Genomic DNA, 20,939 nt, shown 5'->3' with positions numbered 1-20,939 from the left:
GTTGGACGACGGGCAACAGTATAACTGATTAGTTCTGTGATAACAGGTCTTGACAAACGATTTTACGCAAACGTTTTCCTACGCGCCACGCAAGGGTTTGAGGAATAAAGCTCTCGTCATTTCCAGCGGATTTCTTTTCAGGTTTGTGATGCATATTTTTCATCTTGCAAAGAACCATTTACAACGCAGGGGTATTTTTTATAAGATGCATTTAAAATACATCATTAAAGTCACATCAGAAGGATGCGCTCATGCTCGACGCTCAAACCATCGCTACCGTTAAAGCCACCATTCCCCTGCTGGTGGAAACCGGCCCTAAACTCACCGCCCATTTCTACGATCGCATGTTCACGCACAACCCGGAGCTCAAAGAAATTTTCAACATGAGCAACCAGCGTAACGGCGATCAGCGCGAAGCGCTGTTCAACGCCATCGCGGCCTACGCCAGCAATATTGAAAACCTGGCTGCGCTGCTGCCCGCGGTGGAAAAAATCGCCCAGAAACACACCAGCTTCCAGATTCAACCCGAGCAGTACAACATTGTGGGTGGCCACCTGCTGGCGACGCTGGACGAGATGTTCAGCCCGGGTCAGGAGGTGCTGGACGCGTGGGGTAAAGCCTACGGCGTGCTGGCAAACGTGTTTATCAACCGTGAAGCACAGATCTACAGCGAAAACGCCAGCAAGAACGGCGGCTGGGAAGGCACGCGAGCCTTCCGCATCGTCGAGAAAACCCCGCGCAGCGCATTGATTACCAGCTTTGAATTTGAGCCGGTGGACGGACAGCCGGTTGCCGATTACCAGCCAGGCCAGTATCTGGGCGTGTGGCTGAAGCCTGAAGGCTTCCCGCATCAGGAGATCCGCCAGTATTCTCTTACCCGCAAGCCAAACGGCAAAGGCTACCGTATTGCTGTGAAGCGTGAGGACGGCGGTCAGGTCTCCAACTGGCTCCACAACGAAGCTAACGTGGGAGACGTGGTTCATCTGGCCGCGCCGGCGGGCGATTTCTTCATGGCCGTAGAAGCGAATATCCCGGTTACGCTGATCTCTGCGGGCGTCGGCCAAACGCCAATGCTGGCGATGCTCGATACGCTGGCGAAGGCAAACCACGGTGCGCAGGTCAACTGGTTCCACGCTGCGGAAAACGGTGACGTGCACGCCTTTGCGGATGAAGTGAAAACGCTCGGGGCGTCCCTGCCGCGCTTCACCGCGCACACCTGGTATCGCCTGCCGACGGATGCAGACCGCGCAGCCGCACGGTTTGACAGCGAAGGCCTGATGAATTTAAGCCAGATGGAAGGGGCGTTTAGCGCGCCGGACATGCAGTTCTACGTCTGCGGACCGGTGGCGTTCATGCAGTATGCCGCGAAGCAGCTGGTAGAGCTGGGTGTGAACAAAGACAATATTCATTACGAATGTTTCGGGCCGCATAAGGTGCTGTAATGAAAAAGCCCCTCGTTCGAGGGGCTTTTTTTCGCCGGGTGGCGGCTGCGCCTTACCCGACCTACAAAACCGTTGGCAATGTTAAATCGCGGCGTCGTCTTCTTCGCCGGTACGGATACGGATCACGCGCGCCACGTCAAAGACGAAGATTTTACCGTCGCCGATTTTGCCCGTCTGCGCGGTGCGGATAATGGTATCCACGCAGGTATCGACGATATCGTCGCTGACCACGATTTCAATTTTTACTTTCGGCAGAAAGTCGACCATGTACTCTGCGCCACGGTAAAGCTCGGTGTGGCCCTTCTGACGACCAAAACCTTTCACTTCCGTCACGGTCATCCCGGTGATGCCGACTTCCGCCAGCGCTTCACGCACATCATCCAGTTTGAAAGGTTTAATAATCGCATCAATCTTTTTCATGGTGGGTCCTTAAACTCTTGCCTGTAAGCTGCCTCGTAATCGATTGCTCACAGTACCATACGGCATTACTCTTTAAAATCGTTTGCTTCCAGCTCGTGGCGCGACAGCAGCTTGTAGAACTCGGTGCGGTTGCGTCCGGCCATGCGCGCCGCGTGGGTCACGTTGCCTTTGGTGATCTGCAATAGCTTGCGCAGATAGTTGAGCTCAAACTGATTCCGCGCTTCGGCAAACGTCGGCAGGGCCGTGTTTTCCCCCTCCAGCGCCTGCTCCACCAGCGCATCGCTGATCACCGGTGACGAGGTCAGCGCCACGCACTGCTCAATCACGTTCACCAGCTGACGCACGTTGCCCGGCCAGCCTGCGGCCATCAGCCGCTTCATCGCGTCGGTGGAAAACGCGCGGACGAACGGTTTATGGCGATCGGCCGCCTGGCGCAAAAGGTGGTTCGCCAGCAGCGGAATGTCTTCCGCCCGTTCCGCCAGCGCCGGGATCTTCAGGTTCACCACGTTCAGGCGGTAGTAGAGATCTTCGCGAAACTCGTTGCGGGCCATCACTTTTGGCAGATCGCGGTGGGTGGCGGAAATAATTCGCACATTAATATCAATGTCGCGGTTGCTGCCCAGCGGGCGAACTTTTCGCTCCTGCAGCACGCGCAGCAGTTTGACCTGCAGCGGCGCGGGCATGTCGCCAATCTCGTCCAGGAACAGCGTGCCACCTTCTGCTGCCTGGAACAGCCCTTCCCGGCTGCTCACCGCGCCGGTGAATGCGCCGCGGGCGTGACCAAACAGTTCAGATTCAAGCAGCTGTTCCGGAAGCGCGCCGCAGTTAATGGCGATAAAGGCGTTTTTACTGCGCGGGCTGGCGTTATGGATTGCCTGCGCCAGGATCTCTTTCCCGGTTCCGCTCTGGCCGTTGATGAGCACGCTGACGTCGGACTGCGCCACCATCCGGGCCTGTTCAAGCAGACGCAGCATAATGGGGCTGCGGGTGACGATGGACTCTCGCCATGCTTCATCCCCCGCCGGGGCAGCATGTTCCAGCGCGCTGTCGATGGCCTTATAGAGCGCGTCTTTGTCCACCGGCTTGGTCAGGAAGCTGAAGACCCCCTGCTGCGTCGCGGCAACGGCATCCGGGATCGACCCGTGCGCCGTCAGGATAATCACGGGCATACCCGGCTGCTGCTTCTGGATCTCCGCAAATAGCTGCAGGCCATCCATTTCATCCATCCGCAGATCGCTTATCACCAGATCGATTTTCTCGCGGGTGAGGATCTTCAGTCCCTCCAGCCCGCTTTCAGCGGTCACGACGCTGTAGCCTTCACTCACCAGACGCATGCCCAGCAGCTTTAACAGCCCGGGATCGTCATCCACCAGTAACAGATGGGCAGGTTTACGGCTCGTCATGCTTCACATCCTCTTGTTTCGGCGTATCGCTATCCGGTGCCGCGGATGAACTCCCCGGCTGATATTTACGCGACGAAAGCTGCCTTTCGATATCGGTCAGGTTCTCCAGCTTGCGCGTCGTGGTATCCAGTTGCGTACGTAAATGTTGCTGCTGTTGACGCAGCGTATCAAGCTCGCTGTCGGTTGACTGTTGCAGTTTGCTGTAGCGGGAGCGCTCTTCAGACAGCTGAAGCTGTAATGTCTGCCCATCGCGCCAGAGCTGGTATACCGGGCGTACCTGTACCGGAAGATTGACCACAAACGTGTCCAGTCGGGTCACATTGACGCGGCGTTCAACGGGGGTGATTTTCGCATCTGCGAGTAAAATCCCACGCTTGAACGCGTCCTGCCAGGTGTCGTCATCCAGCATCGCCGCCTTCGAACGGGCGTCTACCGGCGCAAGACGCTGGGCGCAATCTATTCCACGCAGCCAGAACAGCGGGTTGCTTTCAACGTCATGTCCTGACAGGTTCCAGATGTCTTCACAGCGGGTGGAGAGGAAATCTGCCAGCTGGTTATCGGGCCATTTATCTTCTTGTTTATCGCTAATGGCACTTTGTGGCGTATGGGAAACACACCCAGCCAGAAATAAACAGGGCAGGCTCAGGCGAAGCGTGTTGCAGGAAAACACCGCGCGTACGGCGCGGAAAAAGACGTGTGACATACTCACCAGACATAGATTCATTTTATTGATTTTTCCGGCTCAGGGGCAGTTCGATACGGAAGCAAACATCTGAACGTTCGTCCGCGGCAATGTTTAGCTCACCCTGCATGCGTCGTATGCAGTCCCGGGCGATGCTCAAGCCCAGCCCGCTTCCTTTAACCGCGCCTTTCCGCTGATGACTCCCCTGGAAAAAGGGTTCGAAGATCATGATTTTTTCGTCATCGGGGATCGGGGTGCCGGTGTTTGCGACGTCAATAAACACCCGTGAACCATTCGTATTACTTCGGATATAAATGTTACCGGATTCAGTACCATAGTGCACCGCATTGGAGTAAAGATTATCCAGAACGCTCATCAGCAGCATGGGCTCAGCCAGGCACGCAGGCGCATTCAGCTCGACGCCGGTATGCATCATTTTAGCTCTTGCTGGCAAGCTATGGGCGGAGATCACCATATCCACCAGCGGCTCAATCGCAACGTTTTCCAGTACGACCGCCCCGTCTGCCAGCTTGCGGTTGTAGTCCAGCAGTTGCTCAATTAGCTTTTGCAGATTACGGCTGCTGTTATCCAGGATCTCGACAATTTCTTTCTGTTCTGGCGTAAGGGGCCCGGCCACTTCGTCCGCCAGCAGCTCCGTTCCTTCACGCATGCTGGCCAGCGGCGTTTTAAGCTCATGAGAGATATGGCGCAGAAACTGATGGCGCTGAGATTCGAGCCACGCCAGGCGCTCGGACAGCCAGATAATGCGCTGGCCGACGGATCGCAGCTCGCGAGGGCCTTTAAAAGCGACCGTATCCCCGAGCGATTTTCCCTCTCCCAGGCGGTTGATCATACGCTGAATGCCCTTCACCGGGCCGATGATCATGCGGGTAAAGAGCAGTACCAGCCCAAGACTCACCAGGAAAAGCACCAGCGCCTGCCAGCCGAAGAACTGGCCGCGCTCGGCAATCTCCTGCTGGAGCTGCTGGCCGCGAGAGAAAATCACCGTGCGCGTTGACTGCACCATCTCGGTGTTGGCGCTGGCAAAAGCTTCAAGACGCGCGGCGGCGGCGGCATCCGGGCCGCTGTTGCTGCACTGCAGCTGCGCAAGATCGTTCAAATCCTGACGTAACGCCTGATAGAGCTTGTCGTCAGGCAAAACCCCCGCGTGAGCGTCCAGCATTTCGCTGTAGCGTTTACGCTGACTCTGATAAACCTTTTCCAGCGTCCGATCGTCAAGCACGCAATACTGACGATAGCTACGCTCCATCTCCAGCGCGGCGTTGGTCATCGCTTCACTGCGCCTGGCGTCGATGAGCGTCGTGCGGTTGGTCAAAGCCGCCTGCGCGCTCAGCGCGTTCAGACTTTGCCACGCCTGCCAGGCAAGGATCAGCAGCGGCAGCAGGATCAGCAGGAAGGCCATCATGACGAGCTGCCGCAGGGAACGGGGGAAAACGGGCCAGCGTTTCAACGCATTACTCTCTTAATGGGGGTTTACGCAGAGCGTAACTGAGTCTGCCCTTCAGATACAACAAAGCCGGGTAAAAACCCGGCTTTGTCATGGAATGAGGCGGTGCCTAACTCGACGTTTCGCCCTGGCCTGATAAAGCATCGCTATGATCAGTAGTTGGACGGCAGGCACCTTTTTGTGCGTCATTCGAAGTTTATGTAGCGCGTCCCGAAGGGGCTGACATAAGAAGGTGAATGAGCCACTGGTTAATATTATGCAACACCCGTGCCAGAATGCAAAACAAAATATTAACACATTGAAATATATGATTTTTACTCGTTTAACCGATTAATTATCGGTTGAATGATTTCCAGGCTAAGTGTCGCTATTAAGCAACACCTTAACGGGAACCTTTACTGCCATATATAAATCAATGAGTTAAGTGTCTCCATTTAGAGACAGTCGCATACCCTCTTTGTCGCAGTTTTGCGACACGCATAAAAAAGCCCGGTGGCGCTTACGCTTACCGGGCCTACAAGGGTTAGGGTGCTAAAACTTAACCCAGCTGTTTGCGCGCGTTACGGAAGATACGCATCCACGGGCTGTCCTCGCCCCAGTTTTCCGGGTGCCAGGAGTTGCTCACGGTACGGAACACGCGTTCCGGGTGCGGCATCATGATGGTCGCGCGACCGCTTTCGCTGGTCACTGCCGTAATACCGTTGGCGGAGCCGTTCGGGTTAGCCGGGTAGGTTTCTGTCACCTTGCCGAAGTTATCGACAAAGCGCAGCGCCACCAGGCCTTTGCTCTCCAGCTGAGCCAGATGCGCAGCATCACGCACTTCTACCTGACCTTCACCGTGGGAAACGGCGATTGGCATCTGTGAACCGACCATCCCCTGCAGCAGCAGAGACGGGCTTTGGGTCACTTCCACCAGGCTGAAGCGCGCTTCGAAGCGGTCAGACTGGTTGCGCACAAAGCGCGGCCAGGCTTCGCTGCCCGGGATCAGCTCGCGCAGGTTAGACATCATCTGACAGCCGTTACACACGCCCAGCGCCAGGGTCTGCGGACGGTGGAAGAAGGTTTCGAACTCGTCGCGCACGCGGCTGTTGAACAGGATGGACTTCGCCCAGCCTTCGCCCGCGCCCAGCACGTCGCCGTAGGAGAAGCCGCCGCACGCCACCAGCGCCTGGAAATCTTCCAGACCGGTACGCCCGGCCAGCAGGTCGCTCATGTGGACGTCGATAGCGTCAAAGCCCGCGCGGTGGAAGGCAGCCGCCATCTCAACGTGAGAGTTAACGCCCTGCTCGCGCAGCACCGCCACTTTCGGACGCGCGCCGGTCGCAATGTACGGCGCGGCAATGTCTTCGTTGATGTCGAAGGAGAGCTTCACGTTCAGGCCTGGATCGTTGTCGTTAGCCTTGGCGTTGTGTTCCTGGTCGGCGCATTCCGGGTTATCACGCAGGCGCTGCATCTGCCAGGTGGTTTCCGCCCACCACATGCGCAGCGTGGTGCGGCTTTCGCTGAACACGGCGTGACCGTCTGCTTCAATGACGAAGCGGTCGCCCTGAACGGCTTTACCCAGATAGTGCACGCAGTCTGCCAGACCGTGCTTCGCCAGAATGGCTTCAACCGCGTCGCGATCCGCCGCACGTACCTGAATCACGGCACCCAGCTCTTCGTTGAACAGCGCCGCCAGACGGTCTTCGCCAAGCGTGGCAATGTTCGCTTCCACGCCGCAGTGGCCGGTGAAGGCCATCTCTGCCAGGGTCACCAGCAGGCCGCCGTCGGAACGGTCGTGGTAGGCCAGCAGCTTACGCTGCGCCACCAGCGCCTGGATGGCATCGTAGAAGCCTTTAAGCTGGGCAACGTCGCGAACGTCGGCTGGCTTGTCGCCGAGCTGGCGGTAAACCTGCGCCAGCGCGGTGGCACCCAGCGCGTTGTGGCCTTTACCCAGGTCAATCAGCAGCAGGGCGTTGTCTTCGGTCGCAAGCTGCGGCGTAACGGTGTGGCGCACGTCTTCCACGCGGGCAAACGCGGTGATCACCAGCGACAGCGGAGAGGTCATCTCGCGCTGCTCGCTGCCTTCCTGCCAGCGGGTTTTCATCGACATGGAGTCTTTGCCCACCGGAATGGTCAGGCCGAGGGCAGGACACAGCTCCTCGCCCACCGCTTTCACGGCTTCATACAGGCCAGCATCTTCGCCAGGGTGACCGGCTGCGGCCATCCAGTTTGCGGAGAGCTTAATGCGTTTGATATCGCCAATCTGCGTCGCGGCGATGTTGGTCAGCGCTTCACCGACGGCCAGACGGGCAGAGGCCGCGAAGTCCAGCAGCGCCACCGGGGTGCGTTCGCCGAGAGCCATCGCTTCGCCGTAGTAGCTGTCGAGGCTCGCGGTGGTCACGGCGCAGTTAGCAACCGGGATCTGCCACGGGCCGACCATCTGGTCGCGCGATACCATACCGGTCACGGTGCGGTCGCCGATGGTCACGAGGAAGGTTTTCTCCGCCACGGCAGGCAGGTGCAGCACGCGGTTAACCGCGTCGGTAACGGTAATGCCCTGGCGATCCAGCGCTTTGCCCGCCGCTTTGCGGGTCGTTACGTCGCGGGTCATCTTCGGCGTTTTACCGAGCAGAACGTCGAGCGGCAGATCGATCGGCTGGTTGTCAAAGTGGGTGTCACTCAGGCTCAGATGCTGCTCTTCGGTCGCTTCACCGATGACGGCATACGGCGCACGCTCGCGGCGGCACAGCTCGTCAAACAGCGGCAGCTGATCCGCAGCAACCGCCAGCACGTAGCGCTCCTGGGATTCGTTACACCAGATTTCCAGCGGGCTCATGCCCGGCTCATCGCTCAGGATATCGCGCAGGTTGAAACGACCGCCGCGACCGCCGTCGCTCACCAGCTCCGGCATAGCGTTGGACAAACCGCCCGCGCCCACGTCGTGGATGAAGAGGATCGGGTTGGCATCGCCCAGCTGCCAGCAGCGGTCGATCACTTCCTGGCAGCGACGCTCCATCTCAGGGTTGTCACGCTGCACGGAGGCGAAGTCGAGATCCGCGTCAGACTGGCCGGAGGCCATAGAAGAGGCCGCGCCACCGCCCAGACCGATGTTCATCGCCGGGCCGCCGAGCACGATCAGCTTCGCGCCGACGACGATCTCGCCTTTCTGCACGTGATCGGCACGGATGTTGCCGATCCCGCCCGCCAGCATGATCGGCTTGTGGTAGCCGCGCAGCTCTTCGCCGTTGTGGCTGTCCACCTTCTCTTCATAGGTACGGAAGTAACCGTTCAGCGCCGGACGGCCAAACTCGTTGTTAAACGCCGCGCCGCCCAGCGGGCCTTCGGTCATGATATCCAGGGCAGTCACAATGCGCTCTGGCTTGCCGAAATCTTCTTCCCACGGCTGTTCAAAGCCCGGGATACGCAGGTTGGAAACGGAGAATCCGACCAGACCCGCTTTAGGCTTAGCGCCACGACCGGTCGCACCTTCGTCACGGATTTCGCCGCCGGAGCCGGTCGCCGCACCCGGCCACGGGGATATCGCCGTCGGGTGGTTGTGGGTTTCCACTTTCATCAGAATATGCGCGGGCTCCTGATGGAAGTCATAGCGCCCTGCTTCGCGATCGGCGAAGAAGCGGCCCACCTCGGAACCTTCCATTACCGCGGCGTTGTCCTTATAGGCAGACAGCACGTGGTCAGGGGTTTGCTCCATGGTGTTTTTGATCATTTTGAACAGCGACTTCGGCTGTTGTTCGCCGTCAATAATCCAGTCGGCGTTGAAAATCTTGTGGCGGCAGTGCTCAGAGTTAGCCTGCGCGAACATGTAGAGTTCGATGTCGTTCGGGTTACGGTTGAGCTTAACAAACGCATCCTGCAGGTAGTCGATTTCGTCTTCTGCCAGCGCCAGGCCGAGACGCAGGTTGGCGTCAATCAGCGCCTGGCGGCCCTGCCCCAGCAGGTCTACGCTCTGTACCGGCGCAGGCTGATGGTGAGAGAAAAGCTTCTGCGCGTCATCGAGAGAGGCAAATACGCTCTCCATCATGCGATCGTGCAGTTCAGCCGCAACCGCCTGCCACTGCGCGTCGCTCAGGGTAGAGGCTTCCACGTAGTACGCCACGCCGCGTTCCAGACGGTTAATCTGGTTCAGGCCGCAGTTGTGGGCGATGTCGGTGGCTTTGGAAGACCAGGGGGAGATGGTGCCCGGACGAGGCGTCGCAAGGATCAGTTTGCCGGTTGGCGTATGGCTGCTCAGGCTTGGACCATACTTGAGCAGGCGTTCCAGCTGTACGCGCTCCTCTGCATTGAGGGGGGCATTCAGGTCAGCAAAATGGACATACTCAGCGTAAATATTGCTTACCGGAAGGTCGGCCGCCTGAAAACGTGCCAGCAGTTTAGTGATACGGAAGGCAGACAGTGCAGGCGAACCACGCAGAATTTCCATCATAAGTCTCTCGTCTTCGAAGCGCCGGGGCGCTTACAGTGTGCGCAAGGGGGGAAAACGGGCGTCATTATAGAGAATCCTGAGCGCCGACGAAACCGTTTGCGTCGAAATAAAATTTGCACGGAGATTTAACAATAGATGTGACCTGTCTCTCTAATTGGTTGCCAAGTGGCGCAAGTTTACGCAAAATGCCGCTCATTCAATGGCAAACCTTATGATTAACATGGCTACAGCAGACTGAGGCAACCGGCGTCGCAGAGAATTAACTAATTGAAAAAATTAAAGATTAATTATCTGCTCATCGGCATTGTAACGTTGCTGCTGGCAGTGGCCCTCTGGCCTTCCATCCCCTGGTTCGGCAAAGCCGAAAACCGTATCGCCGCCATTCAGGAGCGGGGGGAATTGCGCGTCAGTACCCTCAACTCTCCACTGATTTACAGCGACATCAACGGCAAAATCATTGGCCTGGATTACGAGCTGGCACAACAGTTCGCCGATTATCTTGGCGTGAAGCTTAAAATCACCGTCCGCCAGAATATCAACCAGCTGTTTGACGACCTCGATAACGACGATGCCGATATGCTTGCCGCCGGGCTGGTGTATAACAGCGAGCGCAGCAAGAACTACCAGCCAGGCCCGACCTACTATTCCGTTTCGCAGCAGCTGGTTTACCGCGTCGGGAGCCTGCGCCCGCGCTCGCTGGCCTCGATTAACGATCGGCAACTGACGATTGCGCCCGGCCACGTGGTGATTGACGATCTGCGTGAGCTCAAGGAGAAGAAATATCTCGACCTGAGCTGGACGGTGGATCCGAAACTTGGCACGACGGAGCTGCTGGAGCAGGTAAAAGACCAGAAAGTGCCCTACACCATCGCCGATTCGGTTGCGATCAGCCTGTTCCAGCGGGTGCATCCTGAAATCGCCGTGGCGCTGGACGTCACCGACGAGCAGCCCGTGACCTGGTTTAGCCAGCTTGATGACGATCAGACCTTCTCTGCCGCGATGCTCGATTTCTTCAACACCATCAATGAAGACGGTACCCTGGCGCGTCTGGAGGAGAAGTACCTCGGGCACGGTGATGACTTTGACTACGTTGACACCCGCAGCTTCCTGCGCGCGGTAGACAGCGTCCTGCCGGACCTGCAGCCGTTGTTCGAAAAATACGCCCAGGAGATTGACTGGAAGCTGCTGGCGGCTATTTCGTATCAGGAATCCCACTGGGACACCCAGGCCACGTCGCCCACGGGCGTACGCGGTTTGATGATGTTAACCAAAAATACCGCGCTGAGCCTGGGCGTGAATGACCGGACCGATGCCGAACAGAGCATCAGCGGCGGCGCGCGCTATCTGCAGGATATGATGGCCAAAGTACCGGAAACGGTGCCGGAAGAAGAGCGGATCTGGTTTGCGCTGGCGGCCTACAATATGGGCTACGCGCATATGCTTGATGCACGCGCGTTGACGGCCAAAACGAAAGGTAACCCGGACAGCTGGTCAGACGTTAAGCAGCGCCTGCCGCTGCTTAGCCAGAAGCCATGGTATAACAAGCTGACATACGGCTACGCGCGCGGGCATGAAGCCTACGCCTACGTGGAAAATATCCGTAAATATCAGATTAGCCTGGTTGGGTATCTGCTGGAGAAAGAGAAAGAGGCGACGGAGGCCAAACAGCTGGCTCAAAGTTACCCGGTCGTGGCGCCGGACGAGCTTAATCGTCCGACAGCTTCAATTTTGCCTTTTGCTGCTTTTTCTGCTGACGGCGCATTCGAAAGAAATCGCTTAATAGCCCCGAACACTCTGGTGCAAGCACCCCACCGATAGTCTTCACCTGGTGGTTCATGCCCGGGTGACCCAGCACGTCCATCAGCGAACCGGCCGCACCAGTTTTTTCATCCCGCGCGCCGAAAACCAGAGTCCCGATCCGGCTGTGCACCATCGCGCCGGAGCACATCACGCACGGCTCCAGCGTCACATACAGCGTGGTATCAAGCAGGCGATAGTTTTGCAGCACCAGACCGCCCTGGCGAAGCGCCATGATTTCCGCGTGGGCTGTAGGATCGTGGCGTCCAATAGGACGGTTCCAACCTTCGCCAATCACCTGGTTGTTATGAACCAGCACCGCGCCCACGGGCACTTCGCCCTCTTCCCAGGCGCGTTGAGCCAGCGTCAGCGCATGGCGCATCCAGTATTCATGATTGTATTCAGGGTTGGACAACGGTTGATACTCCAGTCGAAAGCGGGCGGCATTATACACGCCCGTTTTAGAGAAGACTATTCGAGTTGCTGAAGTTCGCCCGCAGGCGTGACGCGCCAGCGGTGCTGGCAAAAATAGAGCAGCGGGTTGTCCTGCTTGCTGTCGCTGTAGCCGCTGTACAGGCGCAGCGGCGTACCGATGCGTTTCTCCAGTTGGACCACTTTTTCATGCCCCAGGCAGCGCATAGTCAGCACCCAGCCGCCGTAGCCGCGGGCGATTTGCGTGGCGATAAGATTCACGCGCGGAAGCCAGGGGGTATCAAAATAGACCTGCTCCACCAGCGTCTGCGGGGAGCCGGTAATCAGCCAGATGTCGGCATCGTTCGCGTCGAGGTAGCTGGTCAGGCGCGCCTGCACCACCGGAAAGGCGGCGACGTGGCCGCGAAACCAGTGCGCAAAATCCTTTTCGAGCTGTTTGAGCCGCGCTTCGCTGTGCCCAAAGGTACATCCCCACAGCAGCAGGCTCATCGGCCATCGCGCCGCCCGGCCTTTCACCAGCAGCGCGATACCGATAACCGGTAAGAGCGGTAGCACGAGCAGCGCATTCAAAGGCTGACGCCGCAGCAGGTAACGCATAAACGTACCAAACATATCCTGCTGATGCAGCGTTCCATCCAGGTCGAAAAAGACAACGCGACGCCCGTGATTTGCCAAACCTTACTCCTCTGGGTCGTTGAAACCTAACAGCCAGGTAAACAGGAACCCGGCGATCACCGCTACTAAATAGCCTAACAGATAGAGCATCACTTTTCCGGTCACGATGGTTAATGCCAGCGGTAAACCGGAAAGCCCAAAGGTGATAACGGTAGCGACTTTCCAGTAGCTAATGAGCGCCCCGCCCACCGCGCCGCCCAGACAGGCGGCGAGGAACGGTTTACCCAGCGGCAGCGTAACGCCGAAAATCAGCGGCTCGCCGATGCCGAGCAGTCCGACCGGGAGTGCGCCTTTAATCATTTTTTTCAGACGCGCGTTGCGGGTTTTCATCAGTACGGCAATCGCCGCGCCCACCTGCCCCACGCCCGCCATCGACAGGATAGGCAGCAGCGCGTTATAGCCGTGCGACTGCACCAGCTCGACGTGGATCGGCACCAGCCCCTGGTGCAGACCGGTCAGCACCAGCGGCAGGAAGGTACCGGAAAGCACAGCGCCCACCAGCAGGCCGCCGCGGTCAATAGCCAGAGATGCACCGTGAGCGATGGCTTCAGAGATCCACCCGCCTAACGGCTGGAGGGCCACAATCGCTACGCTACCGGTAATTAACGTGGTCAGCAGCGGGTTGAGGATCAGCTCGATCGAGCCAGGCAGGATCGCGCGCAGCCTTTTCTCGATCCAGCACATCAGGATGACCACCAGCAGCACGGCGATCACCCCGCCGCGCCCGGGCTGGAGCGCCTCGCCAAACAGCGTTATCTGCGCCAGCTGCGGGCTGGACAAGATACCCGCCATTACCCCACCCATCGCCAGCGATCCGCCAAACACCTTCGCGGTATTCACCCCAACCAGAATGTTCATGATGGCGAAAACAGCGCTGCCGAAGATCCCCAGAATCCCCAGCAGGTTCGGATACTGCGTGGCGAAATCCCCCACAATATCCGGTCGCTTGAGGATGTTGATGATCCCGGTGATCAGGCCTGAGGCAATAAACGCCGGGATCAGCGGAATGAAGACGTTTGCCAGCTGACGCAGCGCATCGCTCATGGGGGCTTTGTATTTGGCCTTTGCCTGTGCTTTGGTGCGCTCCGCATCGTCCATCGACGCGCTCGCGCTACCACCCATCAGCGCGCGCATGGCATCGACAACCTGCGCAGCTTTCCCCGGCCCGACGATCAGCTGGTGCTGCTGCCCCTGCTTCACGTAGCCGCTGACGCCGGAGAGTTGCTTCAGGCGCGGCACGTCAAGCTGGTCGTCGTTATGCACCTCGACGCGCACGCGCGTCATGCAGTTTTCGAGACGCTGAATATTTTTTTCCCCACCAATCCCCTGCAGGATATCGCTGGCGAGCGCTGCTGTTTTGTCCATAGACGCCTCTGTTAGTTTTCTAATGCCGCCCGTAAGAAGCCGTTATGCGCAGCGAGTTTGGCTCTCGCGGTCGCCGCATCCAGCCCGCTTAAAATCATCAAAATGGCCGGTTTAACATCGTGCTCGGTCTGCTTGAGTACCGCTTCTGCCTCTTCACGGCCTGCGCCTGTCGCCTCCATCACCATGCGGCATGCTCTATCCACCAGCTTGACGTTGGTGGCCTGCATATCCACCATCAGGTTCTGATACACCTTGCCGAACTTCACCATCGCGCCGGTGGAGATCATATTGAGCACCAGCTTTTGCGCGGTCCCGGATTTCAGGCGCGTGGAGCCGGTGAGCGCTTCCGGCCCGACAACCGGAGAGATAGCGATAGCGGCCACCTGCGCAATCGGGGAGCCCGGATTACAGGAGATGGCCACCGTCGTGCAGCCGGTCTGGTTGGCGTATTCCAGGCCGCCAATGACGTACGGCGTGCGCCCGGATGCCGCCAGCCCGACCACCAGATCCTTCGCGGTCAGATTCAGACCCTTCAGGTCATCCTCACCCAGCTGTTTGTTATCTTCCGCCCCTTCAACGGCTTTTAGCAGCGCGCCGGGTCCACCGGCAATCAACCCAACGACCAGACCATGCGGAACCCCAAAGGTTGGCGGACATTCTGACGCATCCAGCACCCCAAGACGCCCGCTGGTGCCCGCCCCCATGTAGATAATACGGCCGCCGGCCTTGAGGGCTTCCGCCGCCGCATCGACAGCTTTCGCCACCTCGGGTAATGTCTCTTTCACTGCCTGCGCGACCAGCGTATCCTGTTGATTAAAGCGGTTAACCAGCTCCAGGGTGGAGAGCGCATCCAGATCCATGGTTTGCGGGTTACGCGTTTCAGAAACAAGTGAGCCAAGATTCATTTTTGTACCTCAAGAATTTTTAATTCATAATAATCACACTATAATGGAATATAAAATTCATTCAGGCGAGCAAAATTCGTATTTGCGCAGATAATCACATTTTCGCCAGGAGACCGTATGAACTGTTTAATTCGCATTCGCCAGCGCTACGCAGGCTTTGCCCAAAGCGACAAGAAGCTGGCGGATTTTCTGCTTTCTCAACCTGACCACGCGCGCCATCTCAGCTCGCAGCAGCTGGCGAGTGAAGCCGGCGTGAGCCAGTCCAGCGTGGTGAAATTTGCGCAGAAGATTGGCTTTAAGGGGTTCCCCGCCCTCAAGCTGGCGATCAGCGAAGCGCTGGTCAGCAACCCCAACCCGCAGTCCATGCCGGTGCATAACCAGATCCGCGGCGATGACCCGATGCGGCTGGTCGGCGAAAAGCTGATCAAAGAGAACGTGGCGGCCATGCATGCGACGCTCGACGTGAATACGGAAGAGAAGCTGCTGGAGAGCGTGGCGATGCTGCGCGGCGCGCGGCGCATCATACTGACCGGTATCGGGGCGTCCGGACTTGTGGCGCGTAACTTCGGCTGGAAGCTGACGAAAATTGGGCTTAACGCCATCGTCGAGCAGGATATGCACGCCCTGCTGGCGACCGTACAGGCGATGGATCCTGACGATCTGCTGCTGGCTATCTCCTATTCAGGCGAGCGCCGTGAAATCAATATGGCCACCGATGAAGCCCTGCGCGTCGGCGGTAAAATTCTGGCGATCACCGGTTTTACTCCGAATGCCCTGCAGCAGCGGGCCACGCGCTGTTTATATACCATTGCCGAAGAGCAGGCCACGCGCAGCGCGGCTATCTCGTCCACCAGTGCGCAGATGATGCTGACGGACCTGCTGTTTATGGCGCTGGTGCAGCAGGATCTCGAGCGCGCGCCCGAGCGCATTCGTCACAGCGAAGAACTGGTAAAGAAACTGGTTTGACGCGTATAATGCCCGCCCAGTTTGTGTTGTTTCTGAGAATTTCCTGATGGCGCTGTTAATTACCAAAAAATGCATTAATTGCGATATGTGCGAGCCCGAATGCCCAAACCAGGCGATTTCGATGGGCGACAGCATTTATGAGATTAACAGCGACCGCTGCACGGAATGCATCGGCCACTATGAAACGCCGACCTGTCAGAAAGTGTGCCCGATCCCGAATACCATCCTGAAGGATCCGGCCCACCTCGAGAGCGAAGAGCAGCTATGGGATAAGTTTGTCCTGATGCACCACGCGGACAAGCTTTAACTTTCGATGATCACCGTCGCGCTGGCATAGTGGCGTTCATCCGCGATCGTCACGTGCATGTAATTCACCCCCAGCTTTTCCGCCAGCTTTTGCGCTTCCCCCCACAGACGCAGGCTCGGTTTGCCCAGCTCATCGTTAAATACTTCGAACTGGTTAAACGCCAGGCCGTTACGAATGCCGGTCCCGAAGGCTTTGGCCGCCGCCTCTTTTACCGCAAAGCGCTTTGCCAGAAAGCGCACCGGCTGCTGATGCGCTTCCCAGATGGCCCACTCGTTATCGCTCAGCACGCGTCTTGCGAGGCGATCGCCGCTACGGGCGATCACCGCTTCAATGCGGGCTATTTCAACGATATCGGTGCCTAAGCCCAGAATGGCCATTACTGACGCGCTTCCTGCATCAGGCGTTTCATTTCTAAAACCGCCTCTTTCAGACCGCTCATCACCGCACGGCCAATGATGGCGTGGCCGATGTTCAGCTCGTGCATTTCCGGCAGGGCGGCAATGGCCTTCACATTGTGGTAGGTCAGGCCGTGACCGGCGTTAACCTTCAGGCCCAGGCTTGAGGCATACGTGGCCGCTTTGGCGATACGCTCCAGCTCTTTGGCCTGTTCGGCGTCATTTTTGGCATCGGCATAACAGCCGGTGTGAATTTCAATATACGGTGCGCCCACGTCGGCCGCCGCTTTAATCTGGGCGAAATCGGCGTCGATAAACAGAGAAACCAGGATACCGGCATCCGCCAGACGTTTGCAGGCATCGCGCATTTTGTCGAGCTGCCCGGCCACGTCCAGACCGCCTTCGGTGGTCACTTCCTGGCGTTTTTCCGGCACCAGGCAGCAGAAATGCGGCTGAGTCTCGCAGGCAATGGCCAGCATCTCTTCGGTAACCGCCATCTCCAGATTCATACGGGTGTCCAGCGTCTGACGCAGAATGCGCACGTCGCGGTCAGTAATGTGGCGACGGTCTTCACGCAGGTGAACGGTAATGCCGTCAGCGCCAGCCTGTTCAGCGATAAACGCTGCCTGAACCGGATCGGGATACGCCGTGCCGCGCGCATTACGCAGCGTGGCGATATGATCGATGTTGACGCCTAACAGTAATTCAGCCATGACAATCCTCGGTTTTCTTTTCGATTCTGTGGTCTAACGTTTCGGCACAAACTGCCTGAATAATTCGCGGCTCTTTAAGGGCTTGCCGCCAAGATACGGCTTGAGGGCAATCCGGGTAAAGCGTTTTGCTGCGCGCAGGGTGTCCAGATCGGGAAACTCGCGCTCATACAGCGCCCGGAGCTGGCGCCCGGTAAAGGTGCTGTTGTCTATCACGATACTGGCAATGAAGCCCTTTTCTTCACGGTAGCGGTAGGTCATGGTGTCTTCTACCTCGTCCCCGCTGCCCGCACAGTGCAGAAAATCTACGCCGTACCCGAGGTGGCCCAGCAGCGCCAGTTCGAAACGGCGCAAGGCGGGTTCGGGCGTGCCGGTTGCGCCAGCTAGCGCCTGGATACAGTGCAGATAATCGAAGAAAAGTTCAGAGAAGCGAGTCTCATGTTCAAGAACCCGTGAGATGAGTTCGTTGACATACAGACCGCTGTAGAGCGTGATGCCAGAAAGAGGAAGCGCCAGGGAGACAGCTTCGGCGCTGCGCAGGGTTTTGACTTCCCCTCGCCCACCAAAGCGTACCAGCAGCGGCGTGAAAGGCTGTAGGGCACCTTTCAGATTAGAACGTTTGGAACGTGCGCCTTTCGCAACAAGGCGCACGCGGCCCGACTCTTCCGTGAAGACGTCCAGCATGAGGCTGGTTTCGCTCCAGGGACGACTATGCAGGACAAAGGCGCGCTGCCATCCATCCATATGTTCGTCGTCTTAAGTTACTGGTCTTCGCCGTAACCGAGGCTGCGCAGAGCACGCTCATCATCGGCCCAGCCAGATTTCACTTTCACCCACAGTTCGAGGTGAACCGGCGCTTCGAACATCTCCATCATGTCCTTACGGGCTTCAATACCGATGGTTTTGATCTTGGCCCCTTTGTTGCCGATCACCATCTTCTTCTGCCCTTCGCGCTCAACGAGGATCAGGCCGTTGATGTCGTAGCCACCGCGTTCGTTGGTCTGGAAACGCTCGATCTCCACCGTCACAGAGTACGGCAGTTCAGCGCCCAGGAAACGCATCAGCTTTTCACGGATGATTTCAGACGCCATAAAGCGCTGAGAGCGATCGGTGATGTAGTCTTCCGGGAAGTGATGAATCGCTTCCGGCAGATGCTTACGCACGATGCCCGCGATGGTATCCACGTTCAGGCCGGTCTCAGCAGACAGCGGAACGATGTCGAGGAAGTTCATCTGGCTACCGAGCCACTGCAGATGCGGCAGCAGGTCGGCCTTTTCCTGCACGTTATCAACTTTGTTGACCGCGAGGATGACCGGCGTTTTGCCGTCACGCAGCTTGTTCAGCACCATCTCGTCGTCCGGCGTCCAGCGGGTGCCTTCAACAACAAAAATCACCAGCTCTACGTCGCCAATGGAGCTGCTCGCCGCCTTGTTCATCAGACGGTTGATGGCGCGCTTCTCTTCCATGTGCAGGCCTGGGGTATCGACGTAGATCGCCTGATACGCGCCTTCAGTATGGATGCCGACGATGCGGTGACGCGTGGTCTGCGCCTTACGCGAGGTGATAGAAATCTTCTGCCCGAGCAGATTATTCAGCAGGGTGGATTTGCCAACGTTCGGACGTCCGACGATGGCAATAAATCCGCAATAGGTTTTGTCGATGCTCATTCCAGCTCCAGCATTTTTAACGCCTGTTCGGCGGCAGCCTGTTCAGCCTTACGACGGCTTGAACCTGTGCCCACCACCGGTTCACTCAGGCCACTGACCTGGCAATGGATGGTAAATTCCTGATCGTGCGCTTCGCCACGTACCTGCACCACCAGATAAGATGGCAGCGGCAGATGACGACCCTGCAAATATTCCTGCAGACGCGTTTTCGGATCTTTTTGTTTATCGCCCGGACTGATTTCGTCCAGACGGGTCTGATACCAGTTCAGGATCAGCTTTTCTACGGTCTGGATATCGCTGTCCAGGAACACACCACCAATTAATGCTTCGACCGTATCGGCAAGAATAGATTCACGACGGAAGCCGCCGCTTTTCAGTTCACCCGGACCAAGACGCAGACATTCGCCCAGCTCAAATTCGCGCGCGATTTCCGCAAGGGTATTACCCCGAACCAGCGTGGCACGCATGCGGCTCATATCACCTTCATCCACACGCGGGAAACGGTGATAAAGCGCATTCGCAATCACGAAACTTAAAATAGAGTCGCCTAAAAACTCGAGACGCTCATTATGTTTGCTGCTGGCACTGCGGTGGGTTAATGCCTGTTGCAACAACTCCTGATGATGAAAAGTGTAGCCCAGCTTCCGTTGAAGCCGATTAATTACGATGGGGTTCATGCGATACCAATAAATGAATGCGTCAAAAATGCAGCACACGAAACCGACCTGAGAAAACCAACGCGGTTTCGTGTGCCGTGGCACCCTTGCAGGGCCAACCTTAAACTTCGGGGGAATATTCTATACACAACGACAGGGGATGTCGTTAGTTCGAAGAGATTTATCGTGGAAATAATTCACGTAGCCGCTAATTAAAGCGGCTACGCGTTCATTTAGTGAGAATTAATGGATTCCGCCGATACGATTCAGGCGTACACCGGTCGGCCATTCGCCTTCCTGCTTCTCAAAACTCATCCAGATGGCGGTCGCTTTACCCACCAGATTCGCTTCCGGCACAAAGCCCCAGTAACGGCTGTCCGCAGAGTTATCGCGGTTGTCACCCATCATGAAGTAATGTCCTGGCGGTACAATCCAGCTCGCCAGCTGCTGGCCCGGCTGGCGATAGTACATACCCAGCTGATCCTGCGCGATTGGCACGGTGAGGATACGGTGCGTCACATCGCCCAGCGTCTCTTTGCGCTCAACCAGACGGATGCCGTCCTCTTTGGTTTCACCTTTCGGTACCTGGAAGAATCCGCTGGTCGCTTCGCCGCCGTTACGACGGGCGAAGGTCTGCACAAAATCACTTGGCTCAACGTTTGAGTAGGTGATTGGCAGCGCGTTTTCACATGCGGTACCGGAGCTGCAGCCCGGCTGAACGGTGACTTCTTTCGCAACCGGATCGTAAGTGACTTTATCACCCGGCAAACCTACCGCACGCTTGATGTAGTCCAGGCGCGGATCTTCCGGATATTTGAACACCACGATGTCGCCACGTTTCGGATGACCGGTTTCGATCAGCGTTTTCTGGTAGATAGGATCTTTAATGCCGTAGGCAAACTTCTCTACCAGAATAAAATCACCAATTAGCAGCGTTGGCATCATTGAACCTGATGGGATTTGGAACGGCTCGTAAATAAACGAACGTACCACCAGCACAATCGCCAGCACCGGAAATACCGAGGCACCCGTTTCCAGCCAGCCCGGTTTCGGACCGACCTTCTTCAGGGTTTTCGCGTCAATCCCATCATCAGTGGCTGCCTGTGCGGCAGCCTGACGTTCACGACGTTTTGGGGCGAAGATAAACTTATCCAGACACCACAGCAGACCTGTCACCAGGGTAGCAATGACCAGGATCAGGGCAAACATGTTCGCCATGCCAA

General features: G+C 57.4%; 19 protein-coding genes. 4 read left to right on the top strand and 15 right to left on the bottom strand.

Translation table 11 applies throughout. The features are described from left to right. The first annotated feature begins 251 nt into the window (after positions 1 to 251). Entirely contained in the window at positions 252 to 1,442 is a 1,191-nt protein-coding gene (hmpA, locus tag KIF87_RS04475) for an NO-inducible flavohemoprotein (protein ID WP_213328044.1), read from the top strand. Between the two features lie 81 nt (positions 1,443 to 1,523). Here the strand turns inward: hmpA and glnB are convergent, their stop codons facing one another. The 5 genes from glnB to purL form a co-directional block, all read right to left on the bottom strand. Further along, entirely contained in the window at positions 1,524 to 1,862 is a 339-nt protein-coding gene (gene glnB / locus KIF87_RS04470) for a nitrogen regulatory protein P-II (protein ID WP_003860685.1), read from the bottom strand. A 65-nt stretch (positions 1,863 to 1,927) separates the two neighbouring features. Next, complete coding sequence (gene glrR / locus KIF87_RS04465; RefSeq protein WP_054829700.1) at positions 1,928 to 3,265, bottom strand: two-component system response regulator GlrR; 1,338 nt, start codon at positions 3,263 to 3,265, stop codon at positions 1,928 to 1,930. Next, the gene (qseG, locus tag KIF87_RS04460) at positions 3,252 to 3,989 is read right to left on the bottom strand and encodes a two-component system QseEF-associated lipoprotein QseG (RefSeq protein ID WP_193939301.1); all 738 of its coding nucleotides are present in this window, start codon (positions 3,987 to 3,989) and stop codon (positions 3,252 to 3,254) included. The genes glrR and qseG overlap by 14 nt, the downstream gene beginning before the upstream one ends. Before the next feature lies 1 nt (position 3,990). Beyond that, complete coding sequence (gene qseE / locus KIF87_RS04455; RefSeq protein WP_213328043.1) at positions 3,991 to 5,418, bottom strand: two component system sensor histidine kinase QseE/GlrK; 1,428 nt, start codon at positions 5,416 to 5,418, stop codon at positions 3,991 to 3,993. A gap of 535 nt (positions 5,419 to 5,953) precedes the next feature. Continuing rightward, complete coding sequence (gene purL / locus KIF87_RS04450) at positions 5,954 to 9,841, bottom strand: phosphoribosylformylglycinamidine synthase (RefSeq protein WP_213328042.1); 3,888 nt, start codon at positions 9,839 to 9,841, stop codon at positions 5,954 to 5,956. Positions 9,842 to 10,108: 267 nt separating this feature from the next. Between purL and mltF the strand changes: the two genes are divergently transcribed. After that, complete coding sequence (gene mltF, locus KIF87_RS04445; RefSeq protein ID WP_213328041.1) at positions 10,109 to 11,659, top strand: membrane-bound lytic murein transglycosylase MltF; 1,551 nt, start codon at positions 10,109 to 10,111, stop codon at positions 11,657 to 11,659. Here mltF and tadA read toward each other — a convergent pair. The 4 genes from tadA to murQ are packed head-to-tail and all read right to left on the bottom strand — an operon-like array spanning position 11,547 to position 15,015. Then, positions 11,547 to 12,053 carry a tRNA adenosine(34) deaminase TadA gene (gene tadA / locus KIF87_RS04440; RefSeq protein WP_213328040.1) on the bottom strand — a complete coding sequence of 169 codons (507 nt, stop codon included), beginning with the start codon at positions 12,051 to 12,053 and terminating at the stop codon, positions 11,547 to 11,549. The two genes, mltF and tadA, sit on opposite strands and share 113 nt — an antisense overlap. 56 nt (positions 12,054 to 12,109) lie before the next feature. Further along, positions 12,110 to 12,745 carry a phosphatidylglycerophosphatase C gene (gene yfhb, locus KIF87_RS04435; RefSeq protein ID WP_213328039.1) on the bottom strand — a complete coding sequence of 212 codons (636 nt, stop codon included), beginning with the start codon at positions 12,743 to 12,745 and terminating at the stop codon, positions 12,110 to 12,112. Positions 12,746 to 12,748: 3 nt separating this feature from the next. Then, positions 12,749 to 14,110 (bottom strand): PTS transporter subunit EIIC, encoded by a 1,362-nt coding sequence (locus KIF87_RS04430; RefSeq protein WP_213328038.1) that lies wholly within the window; start codon positions 14,108 to 14,110, stop codon positions 12,749 to 12,751. 11 nt (positions 14,111 to 14,121) lie between these two features. Continuing rightward, entirely contained in the window at positions 14,122 to 15,015 is an 894-nt protein-coding gene (gene murQ, locus KIF87_RS04425) for an N-acetylmuramic acid 6-phosphate etherase (protein ID WP_213328037.1), read from the bottom strand. A 117-nt stretch (positions 15,016 to 15,132) separates the two neighbouring features. On the opposite strand from murQ, the gene KIF87_RS04420 reads away from it, so the two are divergent. Beyond that, a complete protein-coding gene (locus KIF87_RS04420; protein ID WP_023308844.1) occupies positions 15,133 to 15,981 on the top strand; it encodes a MurR/RpiR family transcriptional regulator in 849 nt (282 codons plus the stop codon). 46 nt (positions 15,982 to 16,027) lie between these two features. After that, positions 16,028 to 16,288 carry a YfhL family 4Fe-4S dicluster ferredoxin gene (locus KIF87_RS04415; protein ID WP_213328036.1) on the top strand — a complete coding sequence of 87 codons (261 nt, stop codon included), beginning with the start codon at positions 16,028 to 16,030 and terminating at the stop codon, positions 16,286 to 16,288. Here the strand turns inward: KIF87_RS04415 and acpS are convergent. The 6 genes from acpS to lepB all read right to left on the bottom strand — a co-directional run bounded on the left by acpS (position 16,285) and on the right by lepB (position 20,934). After that, positions 16,285 to 16,665 (bottom strand): holo-ACP synthase, encoded by a 381-nt coding sequence (acpS, locus tag KIF87_RS04410; RefSeq protein ID WP_213328035.1) that lies wholly within the window; start codon positions 16,663 to 16,665, stop codon positions 16,285 to 16,287. The genes KIF87_RS04415 and acpS overlap by 4 nt on opposite strands. Further along, positions 16,665 to 17,396 (bottom strand): pyridoxine 5'-phosphate synthase, encoded by a 732-nt coding sequence (gene pdxJ, locus KIF87_RS04405; protein WP_213328034.1) that lies wholly within the window; start codon positions 17,394 to 17,396, stop codon positions 16,665 to 16,667. The genes acpS and pdxJ overlap by 1 nt, the downstream gene beginning before the upstream one ends. 33 nt (positions 17,397 to 17,429) lie before the next feature. Then, the gene (gene recO, locus KIF87_RS04400; protein WP_159514707.1) at positions 17,430 to 18,137 is read right to left on the bottom strand and encodes a DNA repair protein RecO; all 708 of its coding nucleotides are present in this window, start codon (positions 18,135 to 18,137) and stop codon (positions 17,430 to 17,432) included. A gap of 17 nt (positions 18,138 to 18,154) precedes the next feature. Then, complete coding sequence (gene era, locus KIF87_RS04395; RefSeq protein WP_042715851.1) at positions 18,155 to 19,060, bottom strand: GTPase Era; 906 nt, start codon at positions 19,058 to 19,060, stop codon at positions 18,155 to 18,157. Further along, positions 19,057 to 19,737, bottom strand: coding sequence for a ribonuclease III (gene rnc / locus KIF87_RS04390; protein ID WP_003860711.1), 681 nt, complete (start codon positions 19,735 to 19,737; stop codon positions 19,057 to 19,059). Before rnc ends, era begins: the two co-directional genes overlap by 4 nt. A 222-nt stretch (positions 19,738 to 19,959) precedes the next feature. Then, positions 19,960 to 20,934: a signal peptidase I gene (gene lepB / locus KIF87_RS04385; protein ID WP_213328033.1), complete on the bottom strand. Its 975-nt coding sequence runs from the start codon at positions 20,932 to 20,934 to the stop codon at positions 19,960 to 19,962. Positions 20,935 to 20,939: the final 5 nt, after the last annotated feature.

It is taken from the genome of Enterobacter sp. 120016, assembly GCF_018383635.1.
In the GTDB taxonomy this organism is placed as follows: domain Bacteria; phylum Pseudomonadota; class Gammaproteobacteria; order Enterobacterales; family Enterobacteriaceae; genus Enterobacter; species Enterobacter asburiae_D.
This window is presented reverse-complemented; position numbering and strand designations above follow the sequence as displayed.

Bases quoted from the DNA above. Each gene is read 5' to 3' on its own strand.
- glnB (WP_003860685.1), bottom strand. From the start codon at position 1,862: ATGAAAAAGATTGATGCGATTATTAAACCTTTCAAACTGGATGATGTG.
- acpS (WP_213328035.1), bottom strand. From the start codon at position 16,665: ATGGCCATTCTGGGCTTAGGCACCGATATCGTTGAAATAGCCCGCATT.
- era (WP_042715851.1), bottom strand. From the start codon at position 19,060: ATGAGCATCGACAAAACCTATTGCGGATTTATTGCCATCGTCGGACGT.
- murQ (WP_213328037.1), bottom strand. From the start codon at position 15,015: ATGAATCTTGGCTCACTTGTTTCTGAAACGCGTAACCCGCAAACCATG.
- pdxJ (WP_213328034.1), bottom strand. From the start codon at position 17,396: ATGGCTGAATTACTGTTAGGCGTCAACATCGATCATATCGCCACGCTG.
- hmpA (WP_213328044.1), top strand. From the start codon at position 252: ATGCTCGACGCTCAAACCATCGCTACCGTTAAAGCCACCATTCCCCTG.
- qseG (WP_193939301.1), bottom strand. From the start codon at position 3,989: ATGAATCTATGTCTGGTGAGTATGTCACACGTCTTTTTCCGCGCCGTA.
- lepB (WP_213328033.1), bottom strand. From the start codon at position 20,934: ATGGCGAACATGTTTGCCCTGATCCTGGTCATTGCTACCCTGGTGACA.
- recO (WP_159514707.1), bottom strand. From the start codon at position 18,137: ATGGATGGATGGCAGCGCGCCTTTGTCCTGCATAGTCGTCCCTGGAGC.
- KIF87_RS04415 (WP_213328036.1), top strand. From the start codon at position 16,028: ATGGCGCTGTTAATTACCAAAAAATGCATTAATTGCGATATGTGCGAG.
- glrR (WP_054829700.1), bottom strand. From the start codon at position 3,265: ATGACGAGCCGTAAACCTGCCCATCTGTTACTGGTGGATGACGATCCC.
- rnc (WP_003860711.1), bottom strand. From the start codon at position 19,737: ATGAACCCCATCGTAATTAATCGGCTTCAACGGAAGCTGGGCTACACT.
- KIF87_RS04420 (WP_023308844.1), top strand. From the start codon at position 15,133: ATGAACTGTTTAATTCGCATTCGCCAGCGCTACGCAGGCTTTGCCCAA.
- KIF87_RS04430 (WP_213328038.1), bottom strand. From the start codon at position 14,110: ATGGACAAAACAGCAGCGCTCGCCAGCGATATCCTGCAGGGGATTGGT.
- purL (WP_213328042.1), bottom strand. From the start codon at position 9,841: ATGATGGAAATTCTGCGTGGTTCGCCTGCACTGTCTGCCTTCCGTATC.